This window comes from Paenibacillus puldeungensis, assembly GCF_042678945.1.
Classification (GTDB): Bacteria; Bacillota; Bacilli; order Paenibacillales; family Paenibacillaceae; genus Fontibacillus; species Fontibacillus puldeungensis.
On record NZ_JBHTLM010000012.1, the window covers coordinates 122454 to 146596 of the forward strand.

23 protein-coding genes are annotated in these 24143 nt (G+C 46.6%); 6 read left to right on the top strand and 17 right to left on the bottom strand.

Going from position 1 to position 24143, the window contains the following annotated elements:
- The first annotated feature begins 92 nt into the window (after positions 1–92).
- Complete coding sequence (locus ACFQ3W_RS16630) at positions 93–599, top strand: DUF3231 family protein (protein WP_379320367.1); 507 nt, start codon at positions 93–95, stop codon at positions 597–599.
- Positions 600–635: 36 nt separating this feature from the next.
- Here the strand turns inward: ACFQ3W_RS16630 and ACFQ3W_RS16635 are convergent, their stop codons facing one another.
- Positions 636–1328 (bottom strand): 2-phosphosulfolactate phosphatase, encoded by a 693-nt coding sequence (locus ACFQ3W_RS16635; protein ID WP_379320368.1) that lies wholly within the window; start codon positions 1326–1328, stop codon positions 636–638.
- A 104-nt stretch (positions 1329–1432) separates the two neighbouring features.
- Here ACFQ3W_RS16635 and ACFQ3W_RS16640 point away from each other — a divergent pair, with 104 nt between their 5' ends.
- Both ACFQ3W_RS16640 and ACFQ3W_RS16645 read left to right on the top strand, forming a co-directional pair.
- Positions 1433–2734: an MFS transporter gene (locus ACFQ3W_RS16640; protein ID WP_379320369.1), complete on the top strand. Its 1302-nt coding sequence runs from the start codon at positions 1433–1435 to the stop codon at positions 2732–2734.
- 107 nt (positions 2735–2841) lie between these two features.
- Complete coding sequence (locus tag ACFQ3W_RS16645) at positions 2842–3711, top strand: phosphosulfolactate synthase (RefSeq protein ID WP_379320370.1); 870 nt, start codon at positions 2842–2844, stop codon at positions 3709–3711.
- 97 nt (positions 3712–3808) lie between these two features.
- On the opposite strand, the gene ACFQ3W_RS16650 is transcribed toward ACFQ3W_RS16645, so the two are convergent.
- The 9 genes from ACFQ3W_RS16650 to ACFQ3W_RS16690 all read right to left on the bottom strand — a co-directional run bounded on the left by ACFQ3W_RS16650 (position 3809) and on the right by ACFQ3W_RS16690 (position 9479).
- Positions 3809–4351 (bottom strand): GNAT family N-acetyltransferase, encoded by a 543-nt coding sequence (locus ACFQ3W_RS16650; protein ID WP_379320371.1) that lies wholly within the window; start codon positions 4349–4351, stop codon positions 3809–3811.
- A gap of 26 nt (positions 4352–4377) precedes the next feature.
- A complete protein-coding gene (locus ACFQ3W_RS16655; protein WP_379320372.1) occupies positions 4378–5748 on the bottom strand; it encodes a sensor histidine kinase in 1371 nt (456 codons plus the stop codon).
- Positions 5741–6448, bottom strand: coding sequence for a response regulator transcription factor (locus ACFQ3W_RS16660; RefSeq protein ID WP_379320373.1), 708 nt, complete (start codon positions 6446–6448; stop codon positions 5741–5743). The genes ACFQ3W_RS16655 and ACFQ3W_RS16660 overlap by 8 nt, the downstream gene beginning before the upstream one ends.
- A 71-nt stretch (positions 6449–6519) precedes the next feature.
- Positions 6520–6777, bottom strand: a complete 258-nt coding sequence (locus ACFQ3W_RS16665) for an FAD/FMN-containing dehydrogenase (RefSeq protein ID WP_379320374.1) — start codon at positions 6775–6777, stop codon at positions 6520–6522.
- Positions 6778–6861: 84 nt separating this feature from the next.
- Entirely contained in the window at positions 6862–7263 is a 402-nt protein-coding gene (locus tag ACFQ3W_RS16670; protein WP_379320375.1) for an NUDIX hydrolase, read from the bottom strand.
- 20 nt (positions 7264–7283) lie between these two features.
- On the bottom strand, positions 7284–7769 hold the full coding sequence (locus ACFQ3W_RS16675; protein WP_379320376.1) for a DMT family transporter: 486 nt from the start codon (positions 7767–7769) through the stop codon (positions 7284–7286).
- Positions 7770–7795: 26 nt separating this feature from the next.
- The gene (locus tag ACFQ3W_RS16680; protein WP_379320377.1) at positions 7796–8494 is read right to left on the bottom strand and encodes a Crp/Fnr family transcriptional regulator; all 699 of its coding nucleotides are present in this window, start codon (positions 8492–8494) and stop codon (positions 7796–7798) included.
- A 44-nt stretch (positions 8495–8538) separates the two neighbouring features.
- Positions 8539–8964, bottom strand: coding sequence for a DMT family transporter (locus ACFQ3W_RS16685; protein ID WP_379320378.1), 426 nt, complete (start codon positions 8962–8964; stop codon positions 8539–8541).
- Positions 8965–9056: 92 nt separating this feature from the next.
- On the bottom strand, positions 9057–9479 hold the full coding sequence (locus ACFQ3W_RS16690) for a MarR family winged helix-turn-helix transcriptional regulator (protein WP_379320379.1): 423 nt from the start codon (positions 9477–9479) through the stop codon (positions 9057–9059).
- 155 nt (positions 9480–9634) lie between these two features.
- On the opposite strand from ACFQ3W_RS16690, the gene ACFQ3W_RS16695 reads away from it, so the two are divergent.
- Entirely contained in the window at positions 9635–11122 is a 1488-nt protein-coding gene (locus ACFQ3W_RS16695) for an MFS transporter (protein ID WP_379320380.1), read from the top strand.
- Positions 11123–11219: 97 nt separating this feature from the next.
- Here ACFQ3W_RS16695 and ACFQ3W_RS16700 read toward each other — a convergent pair whose 3' ends face one another.
- The 3 genes from ACFQ3W_RS16700 to ACFQ3W_RS16710 form a co-directional block, all read right to left on the bottom strand.
- Positions 11220–13367, bottom strand: coding sequence for an alpha/beta hydrolase family protein (locus ACFQ3W_RS16700; protein ID WP_379320381.1), 2148 nt, complete (start codon positions 13365–13367; stop codon positions 11220–11222).
- Between the two features lie 137 nt (positions 13368–13504).
- Positions 13505–15265, bottom strand: a complete 1761-nt coding sequence (dhaK, locus tag ACFQ3W_RS16705; RefSeq protein ID WP_379320382.1) for a dihydroxyacetone kinase subunit DhaK — start codon at positions 15263–15265, stop codon at positions 13505–13507.
- Positions 15266–16405, bottom strand: coding sequence for a glycerol dehydrogenase (locus ACFQ3W_RS16710; RefSeq protein ID WP_379320383.1), 1140 nt, complete (start codon positions 16403–16405; stop codon positions 15266–15268).
- A 285-nt stretch (positions 16406–16690) separates the two neighbouring features.
- Here ACFQ3W_RS16710 and ACFQ3W_RS16715 point away from each other — a divergent pair, with 285 nt between their 5' ends.
- On the top strand, positions 16691–17725 hold the full coding sequence (locus ACFQ3W_RS16715; protein WP_379320384.1) for a PocR ligand-binding domain-containing protein: 1035 nt from the start codon (positions 16691–16693) through the stop codon (positions 17723–17725).
- A 412-nt stretch (positions 17726–18137) separates the two neighbouring features.
- Positions 18138–20252: a methyl-accepting chemotaxis protein gene (locus tag ACFQ3W_RS16720; protein ID WP_379320385.1), complete on the top strand. Its 2115-nt coding sequence runs from the start codon at positions 18138–18140 to the stop codon at positions 20250–20252.
- A 214-nt stretch (positions 20253–20466) separates the two neighbouring features.
- On the opposite strand, the gene ACFQ3W_RS16725 is transcribed toward ACFQ3W_RS16720, so the two are convergent.
- The 4 genes from ACFQ3W_RS16725 to ACFQ3W_RS16740 form a co-directional block, all read right to left on the bottom strand.
- Positions 20467–21876 (bottom strand): sensor histidine kinase, encoded by a 1410-nt coding sequence (locus ACFQ3W_RS16725; RefSeq protein ID WP_379320386.1) that lies wholly within the window; start codon positions 21874–21876, stop codon positions 20467–20469.
- Complete coding sequence (locus ACFQ3W_RS16730; protein ID WP_379320387.1) at positions 21863–22579, bottom strand: response regulator transcription factor; 717 nt, start codon at positions 22577–22579, stop codon at positions 21863–21865. Before ACFQ3W_RS16730 ends, ACFQ3W_RS16725 begins: the two co-directional genes overlap by 14 nt.
- A 100-nt stretch (positions 22580–22679) precedes the next feature.
- Entirely contained in the window at positions 22680–23051 is a 372-nt protein-coding gene (locus ACFQ3W_RS16735; protein WP_379320388.1) for a hypothetical protein, read from the bottom strand.
- A 332-nt stretch (positions 23052–23383) separates the two neighbouring features.
- The gene (locus ACFQ3W_RS16740) at positions 23384–24106 is read right to left on the bottom strand and encodes a YebC/PmpR family DNA-binding transcriptional regulator (protein WP_379320389.1); all 723 of its coding nucleotides are present in this window, start codon (positions 24104–24106) and stop codon (positions 23384–23386) included.
- Positions 24107–24143: the final 37 nt, after the last annotated feature.

Below are 24143 nucleotides of genomic sequence, written 5' to 3' on the forward strand. Positions count from 1 at the left end.
TAGTCCTCGTAATTACCTAATGATTACTAAACAGTCGCACTTGTAGACATACTACTATGGCACAAAACTACAACCTAAAAGGAGACCAGTTAATGGGAATTTTAGACGGCAATCCGAAGAATGAACCAATGCATTACGGGGAGATCTTTACGGTATGGGAAAGCTCTATGGCTGCAAAAGGCTTGGTGTCCTGCTACCAAGCATACATTTACCACTCCGGCGATGGCGAGCTTAAGGAGATGTTGGGCGAGCTTATCGATCAGGCCAGACTTGAAATTAAGGAGCTTGACAAGCTGCTGACCGATAATGGCATTGCCCCATCGCCTACGCTGCCGGAAAGACCGGAAGTTAAGCTGGAGGACATTCCGGTGGGAGCCAGATTTTCCGACCCGGAAATAGGCGCTAAAATCGCAATGGATACGATGGCCGGACTTGTTGGATGCAGTAAAGCGATGGCTCTCAGTATCCGGGAGGACATCGGAGCGCTGTTCGCCAAATATCATGTCACAAAAACGGCACTAGGCCTTAAAATTTTACGGATGAACAAGGAAAAAGGCTGGCTCATTCCGCCTCCGCTTCTGGTCAAAAAACCGGAATAAAACGAAAAGGATCTCAGCAATGAGATCCTTTTGTATTTACACGGATACGCGTTCGATTACAGGAATTCTTTCATGTACACGAACCTTCATAACAAAATCTGAGGGCAACTCCTGAATACACCAATCAATATCTTCCCGCAAAAATTCCGGGTTGTTCGGATCATAAAACTTTTGCGCAGCTCTCGAAGCTTCGATCCTTTTCACAACATCGCCCGCTGAACCACAAGTATTGTTCAAAAGGCCAGCTATATACTCTGCGCATGCGAGATCATCGTCATCGGTCGGATGTGAAGCAATGATATGGATGGAAGGGTCGGAATTTTCCTTCATAATTCGGTTTTTAATATACTCCGCAGTTGTTTTAGCATTGCTAAACCCTGTCACCAAAATGTGCTTAGCATTTAAAGAGTGTAAGGCGGCCTTAACTCCGTTGGTCGTTTTCTGTATCAAACTTTTTCCCTGCAAATCGGCTTGCTGTATGTGTACCGGCGAGTTGTCAAGATCGAACCCTTTAATAGGCAAACCGTCAACTTCTCCCGCCAGCAAGTAGTCAACATAGGTTTCCTTCAAACGAAACGCTTCATCAACCGTACCCACCAGAATAATTTCATTGGCCCCATTGATAAATGCGTAATGCGCTACCGTGAACGCCCGAATCACATCAATGACTACATTCACGTCGGCATCCTCGAGCTGATGATCATTCCCTTGAATAATCTGTATCTTCAATTTGTTCTCCTCCCCCTCTTTTATCATACCACTCCAATGAATACAGAAATGGGCTTTTACAAATAATGAACTTGCGGAAAATCCCAATTAAGGAGCTCATTCCTGTGGAAAACACCAAATCTAAATCGCGTAAACTGAATATCAGCTTCGAGAGCGATATCGATCCATCGGAAAAGAAAAAGACGAAAGACGATAGCTCGAAGTCTGGGAAAGAATCTAAAGGCCGCATCTGGGAATTTATCGCGATTGCAACCATCCCGATTGTCCTCGTCTTTGGTAACTCGATGCTAGTACCGGTACTACCGATCATGCAGAGAGAGCTTGGAATCAGCAAATTTCAAAGCAGCTTGATCATATCTATTTTTTCGTTAGCCGCTGGCCTTTTCATTCCGATTATCGGTTACTTATCCGATCGCTTTGGCCGAAAAGTAATCATTATTCCAGCGTTGATTGTTTACGGAAGTGCTGGTGTACTGGCGGGATTTGGTGCCGTTTGGGACTCCTACACGATCATAATTGTCGCGCGGGCTATACAGGGACTAGCCGCCGCTGGGACTGCCCCTATTGCTATGGCTTTGGTTGGTGATCTATACAAGGGTGGAACGGAAAGCCAGGCACTCGGGCTGATTGAAGCATCGAACGGAGTCGGTAAGGTGCTTAGCCCGATTATCGGGTCGCTGCTCGTATTCATTATCTGGTATGCCTCCTTTTTTGCATTTCCGGTGTTTTGCGCTCTTTCCTTGGTAGCCGTGATCTTTCTAATCAAGGAGCCTGAACATGGCAAGAAACAAAAACTTAAGGAATACGTCAAAAAAATCGGACAAGTGTTCCGCGAGAAGGGGCGCTGGCTGATTACTTCCTTTTTTGCAGGCTCGCTAGGTCTGTTTATATTGTTCGGTGTACTTTTCTATTTGTCCAATACGCTGGAGGAGAAGCCTTACAACATTGATGGTGTAATGAAAGGCTTTATATTGGCCATTCCGCTGCTTGGGATGGTTATAACCTCGTATACAACCGGAAGTTTGATTAAGAAAAACGGCGTTTTGATTCGTTGGCTTATCAATATCGGTTTAATCATGATGACCGTTTCATTAGGTGCTACGATTTTCTTTTTCACAAATATTTATGTATTCATCGGGCTGTTGACGGTCAGCAGTATCGGAACCGGGCTGCTCCTCCCCTGCCTGAATACGATGATTACGGGCGCGGTTCAAAAAAGCGAACGCGGGATGATTACCTCGCTCTATAATAGCCTACGTTTTCTCGGGGTAGCGTTTGGCCCACCGTTGTTTGGCTGGATGATGGACATCTCAGACCGGATCGTGTTTATTACGGTTTCCGGACTATCTCTACTGACGCTTTGCGCCGTATTCTTCCTTATTAAACCTCCTCCACAGATTGACTGATTCTATCCGTCTTCATGAATTCATGGGCACATGCCGGGAGCATGACGCATATGATGCCTATGTCATTGGATGGCGCGATAAGTCAAAAAGAATCGAGGAGATCCCAAATGAAAAGTTCACTACGTGCAGTTTGGCCGGAGGAGTTGTATGACCCGAGCGGACTTCGCCCTGAGCCTGAACTTCATAAGCATCATCGCCATGATCTTGAGAACAGCACGTGTTTTGGTCGTACGATGATTATCGATAGAGGACTAGGCAGACACTCTTTCATGGATTTGATGGAATTGGCCTCAGATTACGTAAATTGCGTGAAATTCGGCTTTGGTACCGCCCCTCTGTACAAGACAGAGCTGCTTCTGTATAAGATTCAGTTGGCAAAACAACATGGGATGATGGTAATGCCAGGCGGAACCTTGCTCGAAATCGCTGTACAGCAGGATGTCGTGCCGAGCTTCTTCGAAACGATTTCCAGCCTCGGCTTTAACGGCGTTGAGGTATCGGACGGTACGATTGAGCTTCCTAGAAAAAAACGTACCGAGCTGATCCAGGAAGGGCATAAGCACGGTCTTCGCGTCGTGACCGAATATGGTAAAAAGCTGTCCGGTTCTCTTATTGATGCGGCGCAGCTTGCAGAAACACTGGAGCAGGATCTTGAAGCCGGAGCAGAGCTGCTGACGGTCGAAGCCCGTGAATCAGGGGTTGGTGTAGGTATCTTTGACGAGAATGGCAATTGCCGGACGGATATTCTCGACAATATTATTGAATTTGTTTCGGATACAAAACGGCTGATGTGGGAAGCACCGCAAAAGCATCAACAGGTGCTGCTTCTTCACAAATTCGGCCCGGATGTGCATCTTGGCAACATCCCTCCAGCCGATGCGCTGGCGCTTGAATCCATGCGGCGCGGACTTCGCCAGGATACCTTCGAGTTAGGTGTAAAAGAGAAAGAATCGAAGGAATTTTGCTACATTATTTAAAAATTAAGTGAAGCCGCTCTTGAAAAGGGATCAAGAGCTTGATGACAAAGCTGGGTACGCTTGTTGATACCCAGCTAGATTTTGCAATAGGTACCAATCAATAGGGAAGGTCGTTCCACTGGACAGGAGTCGTCTTATTGTCCACCCAGTCCTCTTTAAGGATCGCATATCCGATGGAATCAAAAAGCTCGCCATTCTCCGAAGGCCAGGATTTTCGATGAACCGCTTCCTTGACAAATCCGGCATTGTGAAAGGTTTTCCGCATGGCAAGGTTGTCGGCACGAGTATAGCCTTCGATACGTATTTTAACATCGTAATTCGTAAACACGTATTCGATGAGATGAATAACTGTCTGCAAACCATACTTATGTCCGCGGTGCTTTTCCCCAATTCGAATATCAAACAGAGGGGTCGGATCCGCCAGATCGTAAACACGGATCAGCCCAATGTATACACCAGCTTCGTTCTGGATCCAAAATGTCTTCTGTTCTTCGTTTGATACATAACGTCCTTGCTTAAGCTGATTTCTAACGTTCTCCTCCGTTAATGTTGCCGTGCCATGGTAAGGCCAGGTCTGTCCGGTCAGGAACTGGATCAATAATTGCTCCTCGTTCTTGTAGAGATGAAAAGTAATAGCCAAAGTAAGCCCCTCCTTCTATACTTTTATTATTTTGGAATTCGAACGCAGAACTGCGTACCGTGTTCTACGATACTATTTACGTGGACTGTTCCTCCATGTGCTTCGACGATGGCCTTGACTATAGCTAAGCCGATTCCCGCCCCACCGGTTTTCCGATTCCTGGATTTGTCACCGCGATAAAATCGTTCGAAAATCAAAGGTAGCTCATCAGGGGCAATTCCTGTTCCCGTGTCTGTAATCGACACCTCTGCATCCGTGGTGCTCTCGGAAATGCTGACGCAAATACTACCTTCACTTGTGTATTTATAGGCGTTGTTCAGCAAGTTACTGAACACTTGGACAAGTCGATCATAATCTCCGTTTATATATATCTCCTGCTTGGCCTCGATATCAAGAATTATGTTCTTGTGCGTGAACTGCCCCTTCACCGCATTTACGGAATTCCGCACTACTTCATTCAAATTTACTTTTTCTCGCTGTAGCTTCAGCATCGGATTCTCGAGTGCCGTCAGGTACTCTAGATCATGAATAAGTTTGACTAGGCGGACGACTTGTTCATGGCACACCTCCAGCTTATCAGGAGAAGGCTCCCAAACGCCGTCCTGGAAAGCCTCGATATGACTTTGAATGGTCGCAATCGGCGTACGCAGCTCATGGGCAATATCAGCAGTTAAATTTTTACGGAGCTTCTCCTGCTGCTGTAAAGCATCCGCCAGATGATTCAAGGAAAGGGCCACCTCCTCAATCTCCGTCTTTTGATTAGCAGCAAGCTCCACTCGAGAGGACAAATCTCCCTCTCTCATCCGCGTCGCGACCCGCTTAATCTGCTGAAGGGGACGACTTAGTCCGTTAGCCAGATACACACTGAAAACACAAACTCCCATGACTACGATCAGCAACGCGACCCACAGGAGGGTGCTGAACATCTGTAGAAATTGCTGATTTTGCGGGGCAAAAACGTCTTCAAGCCCTTGAATTTCGAGCGTTCCTATCGTTTGTCCGTCGTTTCGTATATCCAGTGAGTACTGGCTACGCTCAGCCGTGGTCTGACTTTTTTCCTGCTCCCCAGCCATGGAATGCCCCATCATTCCCATACGGTTTGTGTCCCAAATCAATTGCCGCTTACGATCATAAATTTTGACGTCATAGCTTCTCATCATCGCTTCATGGGTAATCCGCATCAATGTGTCCATCCCCCATCCGCCGGTTTGAACGTTGTAGGTGGACTGTAAATCATCCAGAATCGCCTGGGCCTCCGTCTGCCGCTGGTTCTCGGTATATTTGCCGAACGAGAAATACATTACGCCATACACAAGGGCCATGATAGCCAGCAGGGACATGATTGCTACCCCAAGGTGAGACACCAACAGTTTTTTCCTCAGGCTGCCTTTATTCATCCGGATTCACCTGAAATTTATAGCCTACACCGAAGACGGTGGCGATGAATGTCGGTTGCTTTGGGTCATCGCCGATTTTCTGCCGCACGTTTTTGATATGCACATCAATCGTACGCTCAACGCCCTCGAAGGTATCCCCTTGAATCAGATTTACTAATTCGAAGCGGCTGAACACCCGTTTAGGATGTCTGGACAAAATATCGAGCAATTTGAACTCAATCGGAGTAAGCGAGACGAGCTTTCCTTCCATTTTGACCTCATGCAGCTCATGGTCTATGGATAGGCGATGCCCATCAAACGTAACGGCTGTTTCCTGCTGCCTGGTCAGCGTTGCCTGGGATCTTCTGAGCAGGCTAATGATCCGAGCCATGAGCTCCCTGGGGCTAAACGGTTTTGTGATATAGTCGTCCGCACCGATAAGAAGTCCGTGTACCATATCGTCCTCACTGCTTTTGGCGGTCAGCATCAGAATAGGCACGTCCGAATTTTTACGAATCATCCTGCATACCTCTTCGCCCGAAATGTCCGGGAGCATTAAATCGAGCACGATAAGGTCTGGCCGGAGATTTTCAAAAATAGTCAGCGCTCCCCTACCCGTGTCCGACTCATACACCAAATAATCATTTTTCTCCAGGTACGCTTTGATCACTTGAACGATATTTATCTCATCATCCACAACTAGAATTTTGGCTCGCTCCATCTGGATTCTACCTTTCTGTATATAAAAATAACAGGCCCCACACTCGTGAGGCCTATCATAGCATAGAGTCTTTAGAAATTCATCATCCCACCGCGCCAGCTGGAATTCATCATTCCCCGTCCGCCAGCACCTTGGCCCTTATGGCAGTTGTCATACATCTCTTTAATCTGCTGATCCGTCAGATCGGGATGCATTTGCTTCGCAAACGGCAGCATTTTCTCAAAAAAGCTGTCCACCCCTTTCGTATCGGACGATTGAGCGTAAGCCCCAGCCGCCCCGATCCCCATAACGAGTACGATTGCCGTTAATCCAATCCAAAACTTCTTCATATTATTTTCCCTCCTTCTGATTCTAAATATAGACGAGGGATATAAAGAACTCATTTGCAAGATATGAAGAAGTGATGAAGAGCATTATTTCAGCAAACCATGTTCACGGAGCCTATCAAAAATAATCCGGCTAACCACGGATGTACGTTGGCAATCTTTATAGCTAAACCAAGCAAGTTCAGCAATTTCGGATGCCGGAGCCAGTTCTCCTTCATAATCGGCCAAATAGCAAGTCATTTGAACGAGAATGCCTTCGGGTTTTCCATCCGCTTGAGCTGAAAAGGTGCCAAAATGGACCATCGTCTCCGGTTTGATTCGCACAGAGACTTCCTCTTCTGCTTCCCGCACCAGCGTCTCGGCATCCGTTTCCCCAGCCTCACGTTTTCCTCCCGGAAAGTAATAGTTATCTTTGCCCTTGGAGCGGGCGACGAGCACTTGGTGGTTCACGACATGAATCCAGGCGATTTTGTCGATTATCGAGGACATGTCATATCCTCCCTTCATCTCTAATAGAGTACTTCCCGTTTCGTGCCCACTTCCTGCTTCCGATCTTCTCGCCGGCCGCCCAGCTTAAACACAAAGATCCCGCCGACGATGATCAGTACGCCAATCAGCTGTTTTGGCGAAAAAGGCACCTTGCTCATGCCGAGCCAGCCGAAGGTGTCCCATAACAATGCAACGCCTAGCTCCGAGGTCATGACGATAGCTACCGCATAGGTTGGTCCAAGCTTCTTGACGCCCTGCACCATGCAGGTAACAACCCCTACGCCAATCAGACCACTGAACCAAAACCAGGGCTGCATCGGCCCCAGATGAAACAGCTGATTTCCTTCCATAAACCATCCGATCGTCATGGAAGCGATAAAGCCTAAACCAAGTACCAATGCCGTCGTCGTCCATGTTCCAGCTCGATCATCCACTTTATTATTAAAAATATTTTGGATGCCAACCAGTGAACCCGCCAGCAGAGCCAACAATATCCCTATCGCCATGCAATAAACTCCTTTACTTTATCAGTCTATTCGTAAATGTTTCTAAGGGCGAGGTTCTGTAAACCCTGACGATTCTTCACGATAATTCCATCCTTCGTTCGTTCAATGAGTCCTTGAGAGCAAAATTTGAGAATGACCCGGTTTAAATGCCGGTAGCTGGTACCGATCAGATTGGCCACATCCGTTAAATCGGACGTGCGAAGGCGTCCCCAGAACAAAGGATCGGTCTCATCGAAAAAGACGGCCAGCAAATAACTGGCCAGCCTTACCTCTACCGGATACAACATATTGAAGCTCATGGAGCTCGATTTCAAATAGAACTTCTGGGTAATGATTTTAAGCAAAAACTGCAGGAATGGGGCATGATCTGAATTGTATTTGTTCAGCCAACGATAATGAATCCCGATCATATGTGTTGGCGAAACGGCTTCAACCGTATTGATAATATCAGTGCCCTGGACATATTCAATATCTCCTACGACCTCCAGAGCTGTCTTAAAGCAGACGACGAGCGTTTTTCCCTCCGGCGAGGTGGTAAACACTTTGACTTTCCCCTTCACCAGCACATACATGATTTCGGAAGGCTCGCCTTGAGTGCAAATAGCTTCACCTTGATCATAGCTGTACAGCGCTAAATGAGGCCTTAAGGCTTCCCCAAATACGCGATCCAATTGATGCGAATGTAAGTAGGAAGCAAGCAATTCACGATCTTCAATTTCTTTCATACAAACTCCAACTCCTGACGTTCCCCTGTAAGCTTCTTTAATACCTATAGTTTAAGGATTATCACTCCCGCAATCATCATCCCGATGCCGACAAATTGCGGCAGACGCATTTTTTGCTTCTCGATGCCAAACCACCCCGTGCTATCGATCACAAACGTGATGCATAACTGGGCTATCAAGACAGCAGCAATTGAAAGAGTCACCCCTACATGCTGAATCGCCGTGACATTGCTGAATATGATGACCGCGGCGAAAGCACCACCACTCAGGTAAAGCGGTTTTACCTGCTTTAGCTCCCGCACTTTTCGATCCCGAACAATCAGCAATATGAGCAGCGCCGCCACAAATCCAGTGAACTGCGTAAGCGTTGCTGCCTGCCATGTCCCGAGACTCTGGCTGATTCGGGTATTAGCTACCCCCTGAAGGGTTATAAAAGCTCCGGCCAAAAAAGCATACAACAGACCTTTCATCCGTTCTCTCCTCTCTATAAAAGGGATTAGTCTGTTCCTTATTAAAGGATATCTCCGGAAATTTGGGAAGGACATATGTCCTAACTCAAAGATTATTGTAGCTTACTGTCATATATCTTCTGAAGCAGCACTGCTAGCTGCTCCTGTTCGGCTTCCGTCAGACACTCGGTCAGATGCCGATTGAACTGCTCGAAAATCTGCCCCAAAGTAGGCTCAAAATCTTTTGCCTTTTGAGTGGGATACAGCCGGTAAGACCTGCGGTCATGCCCGTCTACCGTTCGCTCCACATAGCCTTCTTCCTCCAGTTGCTTGACACAGCGGGTCGTTGTCGCTTTATCAAACTTCACTTCATTCGTCAACTGATCCTGATTTAATCCGGGATTGTGTAGAATCGTCTTCAAATAGCTGTGGTGTCCACCGCCGCCAATCCCGTACGGCTTAAGCAGTCCCGTCAGTTCCTTCTGATTTATCCGTTGAATGTAGCTAATGTACTTTCCAATGGAATACGGTTCCATAAATCTCCACCTAACCTTGTATTAATCAGCTTGTTCTAAAAGTTTACTCTTAATAAGTTGCGCATGCAACTAAATTGGAGTAAACTTGATCATGCTTATTTGTTGCAAACGGAATACATGAACAAGATAAAGAAGCTAGCGAGGTGCTATTTACCATGATATCTGATCGTAACCAAGCAATCCCCCGAAGAACTTATCAGGATGATCCGGAAATTCAGAAAAAACGCTGGATGATTCTGATTGTTGTAAATCTGTTTACATTTATGTCTACATTAGACGGGAGCATCGTCAATATCGCTCTGCCCATGATTACAAAAAAGCTGGAACTGCCTGTTGCTCAAGCACAGTGGGTGGTTACGGCCTATTTAATGATGATCTGCGCGGCTATTCTTTTCTTCGGAAAGCTAGGGGATATTGTCGGAAAGATAAAAGTGTTCAAATGGGGAATGGCGATCTTCACTATAGGTTCTCTGCTATGCGGATTTAGTTACTCCCTGCCGATGCTCGTTGCGTCACGTCTCGTTCAGGCTATAGGGGCTTCGATGACCATGGCTAATAACCAAGGCATTATTACAGACATATTTCCAGGTCATGAACGTGGAAAAGCGCTGGGACTGATCGGTACGTTCGTGTCCTTAGGAAGCATCGCCGGCCCGAGCCTGGGAGGTGTCATCGTCTCCAGCCTTGGGTGGGAGTACATTTTCTGGGTTAATATCCCGATCGGCTTAGCTGCGATGGCCATTGGGTGGAAAACACTTCCGCCTGACCTCACCAAGTTACATGTGAAAATCGATAAGACCGGGAGCATGCTGTTCCCACTCTTTATTTTAGCGCTGTTCGCCGGGCTGTTGCTCGGACAGGAGATCGGCTATAGTGACATTCGTATCGTAGCCTCCCTCGTTGCCGCAGTCGCTATCTTCACAGCTTTCATTTGGATCGAAGTCCGCAAGGAAGCTCCGCTGCTGCAGTTATCTCTATTTAAAAATCCGTTGTTTTCACTCAGCATTCTATGCGGTTTTCTCGTGTTCGTCGCTAATTTTTGCTTTAACATCATCGCTCCTTTCTATACGCAAAGCATATTGGATCTATCGCCGTCACAGGCCGGATTTTTGATGATGCTCTTCCCGATCGTCATGGTGATCGTGGCTCCGATCAGTGGCTCGCTTTCGGATAAAATAGGCTCCGAACTGCTAACCTTTGCCGGTCTGATCGTCATGGTTATCGCTCAGTGGGGGCTTGCAAAGCTGCATGATTCCAGCCCCATCGCTCTCGTCGGTCTTTGGATCGCAATGCTTGGTCTTGGCAGTGGTCTGTTTCAATCACCTAACAATTCTCTGGTTATGTCAAAGGTTCCGAAGACACAGCTTGGCATTGCCGGCAGCATCAACTCACTGGTACGAAACGTCGGTATGGTGGTGGGGATTACGGTAGCAACAACGATCCTTTTCAGTGTTATGAGTATAAAAGCAGGGCACCGGGTAACCGGACTCATTCCACATCGGCCAGACATATTCCTGAGCGGAATGCATGTCGTCTTTATGACCTCAGCCTCTATTTGTCTTGTAGCTGCCATCCTAACAGGCTGGCGTCTTTGGTCGGCTAAACGCGGAACCCGGAGCGAGTCGGTACGATCTTCAAATTAATTTTATTCATCATAAAAACAGCGGTCTGTCTCCTTGAGTTACCAGGACAGGCCGCTGTTTATTTGGCTTGCAATTCTTTAATTAGAGTGCTTCGATATTATACCAAGTTCCAGAACATGACCGTATTAGCTACGGTAATCATTGTGAAAAGAATCGTGTTCAGGAAGGAAGCCAGCCATACGTTGTTTGTCTTTTCAAATACTTTGCGTGCATAGACGGCTGCCAGAGCAAGACATGGTACCAAAGCAAAGAGCAGAATGCTGTTTAGAGCTTGTGCCGGGTACATAGCAACACCTGTGATGAAATCTAACCCGTATTGGGCAAGCATCCACAGAAGAAGACCGCCTACATTGAGGAAGATCGAAAGCGCATAGCCTCCCTTTCTGCCTCTTGTGTTAGCGTTAAGCGCAACAGCGTTGACGAAGTAGTAGAGCAGGAAGAATGGCATGTAGCGCAGCGCGGCAACTACAAATTCGCCGTGGAACGTGCGGACTGCAAACGTCCAAATGCGGAAGTCAGTACCGAAGATCGCCTGCATCGCGAACAGGAGCAAGTAGGCTACGACTACGGCGACGACTGCTGTACACAAGCTGGAAAGAATCGTTACCGGATTCCAGCTGATTCCGTAGTGCTCAAACTTCGTGCCCGCTTTCTTCTTGTTGAAATAGTAGAAGCCGATCGTTACAAAGGCCATGATAAGAGCAGAAGCAAGTGCCCAGTAAGCAACCTGGTTCGTTGTCGGCTCGTTAAAGAAAGAGCTCAAAGGAAGAATATGGTTAGCATTAGCAAAGAGCACCCACATGAGCACGGAGACGATAGCAAGCACCGCACCGCCAAGACCGATGTTTCTCAAAACGCCGGCTTTTTCCGGTTCCGATTTCTTCGAACCGGCCATCACAAAACCTACGATAGCAGCCGCAACACCAGCTACCAGAAGGATAATGGAAATGACTGAAAGGGTATCAAGTCCGCCCTCCTGCTTATCCATCAACGTTGGATAAAGAATGGCTGGTATCAACGAGCAGAACACAATGGATATCCAGTAAGCCAAGCTTTGACCTGTTGTCGCTGGTGCAGCAACCGTTTCTTTCGTTTCGGATACTGATTTATTAAAGAACGGTACTTTAACCAGCAAGGAAATGAACGGTACAATGAACAGGAAGAAACCGATCATAGCGATGAAGTTACAAGCCTCTTTCAACCACCAGATTTGATTTCCGGACCCAAGGTCAACATTTTTTTGATTCGGCGAAGTTACACCGTTAAAAGCATGAGTGTAAAAATCAATTAAATGCGCTGTCGTCGTTCTGGAAAAATGGTTCCATGGATGCGTTTGATTCGGTGTGTAAATAATCCGTTCACCGGTTTGCGATGGGCGCAACACCGTATCTTTATCCTTCAATTCACCGGAGTTTACACTATATAATTTACTTTCTACGGCTGAGTTATCGGTTGGTGCTAGACCCAGGAACGCTCTACCGGAAGCTGTTGCCACGAAATCTTTATGTGTAACCGTACCCGTCACTTTTTTCTCTTTGGCGGTTTTCTCTTCATCCGATTTGTTGAAGAAGAATTCGTCATAATGACCGGCGATCATACCAACTGTCCGGCTGCCGAATGCCGCTTGGAACTGATCCTGCGGTGCCACCGCAGACGCATAGGAGTAATCAGCACCAACGGAAATCCCGGCATAAATCATGCGGGTTGTGGTTTTCAGTGAGGTCATTTCATCCATGTACATGGCAATAAGTGTGGAGAAACCACCCATCGAGTGACCACTGACAGCTACATAAGCATTTCCTTTGTCATCTTTCTTAGTGTAGTTCTGCTGATATATGTACTTGGCCGCGTCAAACTGAGAGTAAATCCAGAAGGTTGAGAACTGTTCCCCTACCTTGATGTCACCGCTCCAGCGGGAATCACCGTGGTCGTACATATCCACAGCCAGCACAATGTAACCTCTTCTGGACATTTCGATCGCAGGAGCATCCTGCATTTCCTTGGAGTTCAAATACCCGTGTGTTGTAATAATGACCGGTCGGGGATCATCCGCTCCCGCACCCTTAGGCATGTAAAGCAGTCCGCTGAGTGTACCATGGTCTGCTTGAAACTTGATTTTCTTAACATCCACCGAATAGAAAGAGGTATTAAACATGCCAGCCAACAGGCTGCCGAGAAGGATTAGTACCAAAGATAAGGCCAGGAGCCCTTGTGGCTTTTTGAGTGTCGCGAACATTTTTTTCATTGAGCATTCTCCTAGCGTATGAAGTTTTGGCAAAGACAAAACGGATTAATAGCTATCATGAATGAAAACGCTACCTAAAAGGTATGCTCAGGCGAAACCTCTTTTGCTAGAGGCTAAAGTTGTTTCGCCTGAAAAACTTACTTCATGCTATTCGACAATGACGTAAAGATAACACCTAACGCATAAGCTCCAGCATCCGGGTACCCCAGGCTTCTTTCGCCTACCGTCCCCGCGCGTCCCATCCGAGCAACAATGTTTTCCGTCGCTTTAGCGCCTTGAACAGCCGCTTTGGCCCCTTGGGCTAAAGCCGTCAACAAATCATCACCTGCCTTCGCGCTTTGTGACCATGAATCCGCGCACGGAGCTAACGCATCAATCAGGGTTTTATCCCCAACAACAGCTCCCCGTCCAAATGAACGCTCCCCTGTCGATTGGATTCCTTTTACCGCAGCTTGCAGCATCTCCGCGAAATCCGCTACGGTTAACTCGCGTTTACCTATGGCTGCTTTGCCCGCTGCCCGGAATGCAGAGCCCCAAATCGGTCCGGACGCACCGCCGCAATATTCCATGATGACCAGCGAACAAGCATTCAGGAAGCTCGATATGCTCAGATCCGATTGATTCAAAATGGAACCCCATTCTCTCTTCAACTGCTTGAACCCTTTAGCTACACTCATCCCAAAGTCACCGTCTCCGGCGTGCGCATCCAATTCACAAAAAGGAACTTCATTTTGAATAATTAGCTCGCTCATTTTGTCCACCAGGTAGATCATGTTGTCCAAAGTGACTTTATTATCCGTTATCCGAGCCCATTCTTCATTGGTTTCTGTCACAAAAGAGGCTGTTTCTTTATCTATATTTTCGTCCTCAGTTTCCACGTACTCGGCACTTTGTTCCGTTCCTGATACCTTAAAGGCCGGTGTATCGCTCTCTTTGGATAACAGCATTTTTAGCTCCTCGTCTAATTTCATGATCGACACGGAAATGCCTGCCATATCGATGCTCGTCATAAAATTCCCGACAAAGGTTCTGTAAACCTTTACATTTCTCTTCGCCAAGTCTCTTGTGACCGCATGATTAAACAAGTATTGCTCTTGCAGAGGTGTTCCCCCGAATCCGTTGATCAGCAAAGCAACTTCTGCTGGATGCCCAGCACCTATTTTCAAATCCTTTAGGATGGATTCCACCATACGTTCAGCTAGGCAATCAGCCGAGACGATTTTTTCCCGCTTGATCCCCGGTTCACCATGAATACCTACGCCGTACTCCATCTCATCTTCAGCAAGCTCAAAGGTTGGTGTTCCTTTCGCCGGCACAGTGCACGAGGTTAGGGCGAAGCCAATGCTGCGGACATTCGCGATCGCCTTTTCCGCAACTGCCTTTACTTGTTCCAGCTCGCGGCCTTCCTCAGCGGCAGCCCCGGCGATTTTGTGCACCAAAACCGTCCCGGCAACCCCGCGGCGCCCCACCGTGTAGAGACTATCCTCTACCGCGATGTCGTCATCGACGCGCACATAATCGACTTTAATTCCGTCTTCGCTGGCCAGGTAGGCGGCGTTCTTGAAGTTCATCATATCGCCACTGTAATTTTTAATAATTAGCAAAGTCCCTTTATTCCCAGCGGTAGCCTTGATAGCCTGGTAGACCTGGATTTGGGAAGGAGACGCGAACACATCACCGCATACGGCCGCATCCAGCATACCTTTTCCAACAAACCCGGCATGGGCTGGTTCGTGGCCGCTTCCTCCACCACTAATAAGGGCTACTTTATTGGCATTGATTTGCTTCTTCTTGATGACCTTATATTTACTGACAAACTCGAGTTCAGGATGTGCCAGCACAAGGCCGCTGCACATTTCCATGACCAAGGTTTCCGGTTTGTTGATAATCTTCTTCACCTACATGGCCTCCCGTTTTGCTTTGTATTCACGGCCAATCTTGTCAGCAGCAGCTATAGCGGCAGCAACGCCTTCTACAGTGACTGGGAACGGCATGGCATGGATGGATTCCTCCGGAATGCAAGCTTTCTCTGCAACCTCCAGCAACTCTTCCTTGGTGATGCTGTCTACACCGATATCTTTCAAGCAAACAGGAAGTCCTACTTCAAGGCAAAAATCGAGTACTTGATTTAGTTCTTCTGTCGGTGCATTTTCAAGAACTAATTGAGCAATTGTACCAAAGGCAACCTTTTCACCATGATAATAGTGGTGCGATCCTTCCAGAATGGTCAATCCGTCATGAATGGCGTGAGCTCCGCCCAAGCCAGCGCTTTCAAAACCAAGGCCGGACAATAAAATATTCGTTTCAATAATATTTTCCAGTGCCGGAGTTACAACGTTGGAATCGCAAGCGGCTTTCGCCTTGACCCCGTCCTTCATCAGCATTTCGTAGCAAAGGGTGGCTAGTGCTAATGCGGTGTTCGTTCCTTTGGCAGGGCCACAATCCCCTTCTCTAAATCCGCAAGGCAGTCCAGCATTTACGTTGGAATAGGATCTAGCAGTTGCTCTTGCTTCAAAATACGTCGATAAAGCGTCGCCCATACCTGAAACGAGAAAACGTGTAGGCGCATTTGCAATTACGGTGGTATCAATCAATACAACACTTGGGCTTTGCTTAAAGTAAGCATAGTCGTCGAAGGCACCTTCAGGAGTATACAGCACAGCAGAGTGGCTGGTTGGTGCATCCGTAGCAGCTATCGTTGGACAGATAATCAGTGCTTCGCCCTGAGCTACGCATTTTGCCGCGTCAATGGCTTTGCCACCGCCGAGGCCGATCGTTGAGGTGCAGCCTTTTTCCTTGGCGATTTCCTGCAATCTTGCAACTTCCTGACGTGAGCACTCCCCTTTGAAACCGCTCTCAACAAAAGTGACGTTAAATTTCTTGGCTGTTGCGTCTAATTTATCCTTTACACGTTTAACATCATCCGGATGTGCAATTAATAAGGTCGAAGGACCGAAGGACTTTACAAAGTAGCCCAAATTCAATAGCTCGTCTTCCCCCTGAACGTACTTCGTTGGGCAAATAAATGCTTTTCTCATCTTATTTCCTCCTTGTAATGAGTAGGTATTTGTGACTATGTCTCAACTATAAGGCACCCTTTACCAAATTACAGTGGAATATCATAGCAGAAAATTATAATTTGCAATCGTAATTATTTGCTCTTTCATCGGTAAATAGTATCCTTTTGTCATATTCGTTGTCATAAAAATACCATTCTAATGAATAACTTATAGTCCGGTATACAGAGTCGTTGCTATAATAGGAGTTAAGCTATACATCCCCTCGCTGCTTTATGATGAGAATAGACTGGAGGCGAGCAAAATTTGATCAGCGAATATTTGCGCATCAATAAGATCTTTGATTTGAAAAAGTGGGAGGCCCTTCAGGACTCGCTTGCTTCGGTCACAAAGCTCGCAATCCTTACCGTGGATTACAAAGGCAATCCTGTTACGAGTCATAGTGGTTGCCAATCATTTTGTCACATGGTACGGAAGGATCCTGATCTGCAGAGATACTGTCAAAAGTGTGATTCGCGCGGAGGGTTGGAGGCGGTTCGATCGAACAAGCCTTACATTTACTTGTGCCATTACAACATAATTGATATTGCGATCCCCATCATCATCGATGATAAATACATAGGAGCCGTGATGGCGGGACAGGTAAGACTGTCCGACAGCTCCAATGCAAACGATCTGGAGCAAATTTTAACTTCAACGAACCGGAAAATCTATAATGAGAGATGGGAAGACCTAGAAGGACATTATGATTTACTTCCCACGATGTCCTATGAAGAAGTCGTGACGATCTCGAACATGTTGTTTCTTCTTTGCAACTACATCGTAGAAGAGGCGCTTAATAAAAATTTGATCGTTGAAATGCTTGAGCGGGCCTCCGGGAAAACTGATGAATCCGGCATTTCCGCGATTCTACCAGGCTACACAATCAAAAACATAGAAAGCCTCAAAAAGGAAATGACTAATGCCGTCGCCGACGCCTATTTGAAAAGAACAACCGGTGAAGCAGAGGTGTGTTCGAATCCTGTACTGAAGCCTGCATTTACATATATATTTGAGCATAAAAGCGAAACGATCTCTTTAAAAGTAATGGCTGATTTATGCCACATTAGTCCGAGTTATTTCAGCAGATTGTTTGCCAAGGAAACCGGCGAGAACTTCTCAAGCTATCTGGCACAGATGAAAATCAAATGGGCCAAACAATTGCTGGAGGTCACAGATATGCCGGTTTCCCAAATTAGCGATGAACTTGGCTTTAATGATCCGGGTTATTTTATAAAAACGTTTAAAAAATATGAGCAAATCACCCCTTCTCTTTACCGAAAATACTATAAGGACCAATGAAATGAACAGTTAAATAATTCAGCGACAGTCAAGGGAATTTTAAATTGCATCCTAAACAGTCGCTGTCTTTTTATGGTTCTTTCAACAAACACTTTTCTATTGTTATACCCATTCTACACGTTCCAACAAATGATACTGCTTAACTGCATACCTTTCCGCCTCCTCTTCTACCCTTTACTTAGGTTAAGCAAAAGAATACCGTTTCATCATCATGAGGTCAACTTTTGCAGCAGTATATGTAGCTTTTATCCTCTGGTTATTTGCATAAAGTCAACAAGAAAAGCCCTATTTTAATGGAAATGTAGAATTTTGTCGATTAAAGTAATATTTTGCGATTTTTTTGTAGACAAACCCAATGTTCTCCATGTAAAATCACGGGGACAACATGATTGCGAATGGGAGTGACAGCTAGATGCGAAAGTATCGTGATTTACCTTTAGCAGTGAAGTTTCAATTGGTTCTGGGACTGTTTCTAGTCCTCTTATTTGGAGCTCTTATCACTTTTAGCCTTCAGCAGTTGCGGGAAATCAGCATCTCCAAGGGCGAGGCGGAAGCGCGAATTGCCGGCAAGGAATTCACACAACATTTCAACAGCAGTATGGATAGAGTGCACTCCACTCTTCAAACCTTATCAGAGACACTCTTAGCGTCTCGGGAGCAGCAAAGCATGTCACGCGAGGATATTGTACAACTGCTCCAGCATGCGCTAGAACAGCGTCCGGAGTTATTGGGATTTTATACACTCTGGGAGCCTGATGCCTACGATCATAACGATAAAGCTCATGTGAAAAAGTCTGCATATGATGACAGCACCGGGCGTTTTATGCCATATGTTGTACGCAACGAAGATAAAATCGTAATAGAGCCTCAAATTGATTACAACACACCAGGTGTCGGCGATTATTATCTGGTGCCTAAAAATACGAAGAGACCCTTCTATATGGAACCATACAAGTATAAGATCGGCGGCAAGGAAGAACTGATCATGTCAGTAGTCGTGCCAATTTTGGATAAGGACGGAAGCTTTCTCGGTATTGTTGGCGCTGATATCCGGCTGGATCGTTTACAATCTGAAGCTAGTAAATATAAGCCGCTTGGCGGGTATGTATCCTTGATCAGTACCGGCGGGCTGTATGTAGCAAATCCGAATGACCCTGACTCTTTAGCTAAACCTTTTGGAGACAACCCTGAGAAGGAAGCATTATGGAAGGATGTCAAAACCGGCAAACGCTTGATGGGTTATACAGCCAACTCAAAAGGCGAGATCGTGGCGCGTTTCCTGGATCCGGTTCAACTTCCCGGAAACAACAAAGTATGGTACGCCCAAACGGCTGTTCCACAAAAAACGGTAATGGAAGCATACTACAATAGCCGCCTCTTCTACCTCATTATCGCGATCACCGCCATGTTAGTTCTCGGCTTCGTTGTTGCCATACTGACTCGCTTTATGGTTGTCAACAAGCTCAAATTACTGGTTGGTAAACTACAAGTCATGGCTGAGGGCGACTTAACACAGTCCTTAGATATTAAAGGACGCGATGAATTCGGTATGATGGCCCAGTTCTTCAATACGATGACCGAAAAGCTCAGAAGCATGTTCCATTCGGTGAGCGTGTTGACGCAAGCGGTAGGCGTAACCTCTCGGGAACTAACCGCAGCGGCTGAGCAAACCAGCAAGGCCTCCGAGAGTATTGCCGAATCGGCCCAAGAGCTTGCTTCCGGAGCCGAATCGCAGAACAATTATGCGGCCGATACCGCCAAGGCGATGGAAGAAATGGCCACAGGCGTCCAGCGGATTGCTGAATCTGCCGTGACGGTCTCTTCTTCTGCTAATGATGTTAACGAGAAAACCGTTCAAGGTAACCAGAAAATATCTCTGGCTGCCCAGCATATGAAGCAAATGCAAGAAGCCGTTCATCAGACGGAAGATTCTATGGTCCGTCTAACTGAACGATCGGAGCAAATCGGCAGCGTTATTGAGATTATTTCCGGGATCAGCAAGCAAACGCATATGCTCGCTTTAAATGCAGCTATTGAAGCTTCCCGTGTAGGTGAACAGGGCCGCGGCTTTGCAGTTGTCGCAATGGAAGTTCGAAAGCTTGCGGAACAGAGCAGAGTGGCCGCCGAGCAAGTCGCTGAACTGATTGAATACACCAGATCCGATGTAAAAAATGCGGCAACAGCCTTGTCCCACGGCTCTAACGTAGTCCATGAAAGTGTTGATGCAGTTGCTGAAAGCGGTGATATCTTCTCCTCGATCATGAAGGAAATGGCTTACGTAAACGAGCAAATTCAGGAGGTTTCTGCTTCAGCTGAGCAAATGAGCGCAGGCAGCGAGCAGGTCACCGCAAGTGTAGGACAATTAGCCCATATCGCCGGAGATGCTTCAGGAAATGCAGCGAATGTTGCCGCAGCCTCAGAAGAGCAGCTGGCATCGATGGAGCAAATCAGCTCCTCGGCGGAAGCGCTTAGTATGATGGTCCATGAGCTTATGGAGAAGCTGGAACAGTTTAAGGTCGAAGAATAAACTCTTTCGTCCAACCTAAATAAGCCTCCTTTGACAGGGATGTGAGGAACATCCCGTCGAAGGAGGCTTATTATATTCTTCATAGTTGTGGATTATCCTTTATATTAACGACCGAACTGTGATAAGAATAGATTTCCAAATGAAGTTGCCGATATCGATAAGCACGCCAAGCCGAGAACGATGATGAACATTGCGATGAACCAATCCGCTTTTTTCATACTGTCTCCCCCTGCTCTTTAAGCGGAAACCTGATTTCAAAGGAGGTACCGACACCTACCTTGCTGCTGACAAGCATTTGTCCCCCGAGGAGCTCAACCAGCTTCTTGGCTATGGGGAGTCCCAAGCCCGTTCCCCCATACTGCCTCGAGCGCGATTTTTCCACCCGGTAAAACCGGTCAAAAATATAGGCAATTTCGTCGTCTGGAATGCCGATTCCGGTATCTTCTACCACTAAGCAGGCATGCTTGTCTTTCTCATACAGCCGAACATGAATTTGTCCAGCTTCCGTATATCGCACCGCATTTTCAAGCAAATTGATGAGCACCTGTTCCATTCGGAGGCCGTCACCATAAATGAGCGGAATGCCGCTACCGATGCTGGTATCCAGCAATAAGCCCTTGTCGCCTGCTTTTAGCTCAATTTTTCGAACCGCATTGCCCACAATTTCAGCTAGGTCAATCCATTCGAGGGACAGGCTGATTTTACCTTCCTCCATTTTGGCCAGCTCAAATAGATCATTGACCAAATGCTGCAGCCTAAGCGCTTCCTGGTGAATAATCTCGAGATACTTGTCCCTTTCCTCCTCAGTCTCGTAGAGCCGGTCCATAATGACCTTGGCGTACCCTTCTAAATAAGTAATTGGCGTACGCAATTCGTGTGATATGTTGGCAAAAAACTCCTGCCTCGTATCACGATATCGCTGCAGCTCCTCCGCCAAATGGTTGATCTCTAAAGCCAATGAACCGACCTCGTCATTTTGCCGAATCTCTAATCTCGTTTCCAGCTCCCCTTCCGCTATTCTACGGGTGGCGTTCTGAATTTGCAGCAGCGGCTTCGATAAAGTGTGGGCCAGAATCCAGGTGATGCCGAGCGCAAGTAAAAATGCACCTGCTCCAGAGAGAAAAATCAACCTGCGCACCGCGGCAATGGACTCGTCCATATGCTGTGTCGAGGACAGCACGTAAATGGCGGACTTTGCTTTGGCCCCGTTTAAACCGGGTACAGCCTTGGCTGAGACAAAATACCGTTCCCCTTTGGGCCCCGTATGCTGAAGATGAACGCTTTTGCCTGCGAATAATTGCTTGACATCTTCTTGGCGGATAAAGGAATGGTCTTTAAGACTATGCATACCTGAATGAGCTAAAACTTTGCCTTGCGGATCTACAAACAACATGCTTACATTCGAGAAATCAGCGAACTCGAGCATCGTTTGCTCCGTGGAAATGTGCGGAGTTTCCGCCATTGTCGCAAAGTGAGTTGTTAATTCTTCTACCTCGGTTTTCATTTCCGTATTGTAAAAATTCATGAACATCCGGTCGATCGCGATTCCAAGCGAAACGAGCACGACGGCAAAGGCGGACAGAATGATTAAGCCGAGCTTAAATTCGATTCTATTTCTTCTCATTTAGCGCCCCCGCACCATTAAACTTATAACCAACCCCCCACACGGTCTGGATCGGGTTATAGGAGAGTCCCGCCTTTTGCGCTTTATCGCGAATGTTCTTGATATGTGTATCGACCGCACGAACATCGCCAACGTATTCAAACCCCCAGATTAGGTCTACAAGCTCTTCCCTGCTGAACGCACGCTGCTGATTCTTAGACATTGTCATCAGCAAATCAAATTCCTTCTGCGTAAAATCAACCACAGTGCCGTGAATGTATACCTCACGACCCTCGGGATATATTTTCAGCCCCAAAAATTCCATTACCTGCTCCTGGACTGTGGTAGTCTGCGTCAATGCCGCTCTACGAATCAAGGAATAGACTCTTGCCAACAGCTCTTCGGGTTCAAACGGCTTAGTTAGATAGTCATCCGCCCCAATCCCTAGCCCATATACCTTGTCTTTCGTCTCCGAACGTGCTGTAAGCATCAGAATCGCAATGTTGCTGGTCTCTCGAATCGCCTTGCAGACCTGCCAGCCATCCATATCCGGCAGCATCACATCAAGGAGGACAATATCGAATGTATACCGGCTCATCATACTTAAAGCTTCATGGCCGCTCATTGCTTCTTTGACTTCAAGGCCTTCCTTGGTCAAATAAATTCGGAGGAGGTTGCGCATGTTCCATTCATCATCCACTACTAAAACCTGAAGCTTGGACACCCCATCACCATCCTTTTCATCTACCAAACTGTAATCCCACTATACTGATTTTACGGTTCATTACAAGTATCCCCAGCTAGAAAGTTTTACATATGCCACCCTAGCGTTTTTTCTCCCCCATGATAAATGGCATCAAGAAAAAATGCGATAACGGACAAATCAGTACCCATAGAAGCGGTAAAATGTTCATGGATGCGCCGCTAAAACGGCCTACTACCAACGCAGCAGCAACAAGCACGACTGGAAGTACACAGTACAGGAGCATCATCCAATTGTGACGTTTAGCTTGATGGTGATGCGAGGAACAATGCCCGTCAGCTTTTATCTGATGATCCTGATGATTCCTGCTCTCATAATCCGTTTGCATCTGACTCGCTTGTGTATGATGCTTATGCCCTCCGCCGCGCATACCGAACATCATCACGACCATCATTAAGGAACAGGCCAGTGGCCATATCCATGATCCATCCATCGTAAAACCTCCTTCAATAGTTGCTCCTTATAACTTACTGTCTAAATTCTAGCTGACGATTATGTAGAAACCATGAAGAAGGCCAGCCGGAGCTTGCAAAAGGTCTTTTATTGAATAGGCGTAATGAAAAAGAGCATGATTCATAGGAATCATGCTCTTTTCAATCCGACTACATTTATGAAAAACATCAACCCAAGAACATTACGGAAGAGAATTTCTTTCATACAAACAGGCTGATCAAGGATTGTCCGCCTTGTCAGCCTGTTTACTTACCAAACACATCCCTGAGCTTAGTATCGTCAAACCCAAAGTATGTATTTGCCCATAAATTGTTATTCGTCCGCCAGCTCCACGTTATGGTAGACTTGCTGAACGTCCTCCAAGTCCTCTAGCGCATCGATCAGTTTCTCAAATTGAACCTCTGCATCCTCCGGAAGAGTAACATAGTTCTGAGCTAGCATCGTCAGCTCGGCTACAGTAAACTCAGTAATCCCGGCGTTCTTCAAGGCGCCTTGCACGACATGGAATTGATCCGGTTCAGCATAGACAATGACGGATTCATCTTCCTCGACGATATCGCGAACCTCTACATCGGCTTCCATCAAGATTTCAAACACTTCATCTATGGTTTTTCCTTCAAGACCAATGACTGCCGTAGCATCGAACATATAAGCTACCGATCCGCTTACGCCCATGCTGCCACCGTTTTTATTAAATGCTGAACGTACTGCCGGAGCTGTACGATTCACATTGTTCGTTAATGTATCTACAATAATCATTGATCCGTTCGGTCCAAAGCCTTCGTAACGAAGCTCTTGGTAAGTTTCTTCAGCACTGCCCTTGGCTTTGTCAAGCGCACGGTCAATGATCGCTTTAGGTACATTGTATGTTTTAGCACGCTCCAGAACGACTTTTAAAGCACGGTTCGATTCCGGATCCGGTTCGCCCTTCTTGGCGGCAACGTAGATTTCGACTCCAAACTTCGCGTAGACTCGGCTTGTGTTGGCGTCTTTAGAGGCTTTCTTCTCTTTAATATTGTTCCATTTGCGACCCATACTGTTCCCACTTTCTTTTTTTAGTTCCTATCTATTA

What these genes read in the sequence shown, in the direction of transcription:
- ACFQ3W_RS16630 (WP_379320367.1), top strand. Translation starts at nt 93, where the DNA reads ATGGGAATTTTAGACGGCAATCCGAAGAATGAACCAATGCATTACGGG.
- ACFQ3W_RS16645 (WP_379320370.1), top strand. Translation starts at nt 2,842, where the DNA reads ATGAAAAGTTCACTACGTGCAGTTTGGCCGGAGGAGTTGTATGACCCG.
- ACFQ3W_RS16655 (WP_379320372.1), bottom strand. Translation starts at nt 5,748, where the DNA reads ATGAATAAAGGCAGCCTGAGGAAAAAACTGTTGGTGTCTCACCTTGGG.
- ACFQ3W_RS16660 (WP_379320373.1), bottom strand. Translation starts at nt 6,448, where the DNA reads ATGGAGCGAGCCAAAATTCTAGTTGTGGATGATGAGATAAATATCGTT.
- ACFQ3W_RS16665 (WP_379320374.1), bottom strand. Translation starts at nt 6,777, where the DNA reads ATGAAGAAGTTTTGGATTGGATTAACGGCAATCGTACTCGTTATGGGG.
- ACFQ3W_RS16670 (WP_379320375.1), bottom strand. Translation starts at nt 7,263, where the DNA reads ATGTCCTCGATAATCGACAAAATCGCCTGGATTCATGTCGTGAACCAC.
- ACFQ3W_RS16675 (WP_379320376.1), bottom strand. Translation starts at nt 7,769, where the DNA reads ATGGCGATAGGGATATTGTTGGCTCTGCTGGCGGGTTCACTGGTTGGC.
- ACFQ3W_RS16680 (WP_379320377.1), bottom strand. Translation starts at nt 8,494, where the DNA reads ATGAAAGAAATTGAAGATCGTGAATTGCTTGCTTCCTACTTACATTCG.
- ACFQ3W_RS16685 (WP_379320378.1), bottom strand. Translation starts at nt 8,964, where the DNA reads ATGAAAGGTCTGTTGTATGCTTTTTTGGCCGGAGCTTTTATAACCCTT.
- ACFQ3W_RS16690 (WP_379320379.1), bottom strand. Translation starts at nt 9,479, where the DNA reads ATGGAACCGTATTCCATTGGAAAGTACATTAGCTACATTCAACGGATA.
- ACFQ3W_RS16695 (WP_379320380.1), top strand. Translation starts at nt 9,635, where the DNA reads ATGATATCTGATCGTAACCAAGCAATCCCCCGAAGAACTTATCAGGAT.
- ACFQ3W_RS16700 (WP_379320381.1), bottom strand. Translation starts at nt 13,367, where the DNA reads ATGAAAAAAATGTTCGCGACACTCAAAAAGCCACAAGGGCTCCTGGCC.
- ACFQ3W_RS16710 (WP_379320383.1), bottom strand. Translation starts at nt 16,405, where the DNA reads ATGAGAAAAGCATTTATTTGCCCAACGAAGTACGTTCAGGGGGAAGAC.
- ACFQ3W_RS16720 (WP_379320385.1), top strand. Translation starts at nt 18,138, where the DNA reads ATGCGAAAGTATCGTGATTTACCTTTAGCAGTGAAGTTTCAATTGGTT.
- ACFQ3W_RS16725 (WP_379320386.1), bottom strand. Translation starts at nt 21,876, where the DNA reads ATGAGAAGAAATAGAATCGAATTTAAGCTCGGCTTAATCATTCTGTCC.
- ACFQ3W_RS16735 (WP_379320388.1), bottom strand. Translation starts at nt 23,051, where the DNA reads ATGGATGGATCATGGATATGGCCACTGGCCTGTTCCTTAATGATGGTC.
- ACFQ3W_RS16740 (WP_379320389.1), bottom strand. Translation starts at nt 24,106, where the DNA reads ATGGGTCGCAAATGGAACAATATTAAAGAGAAGAAAGCCTCTAAAGAC.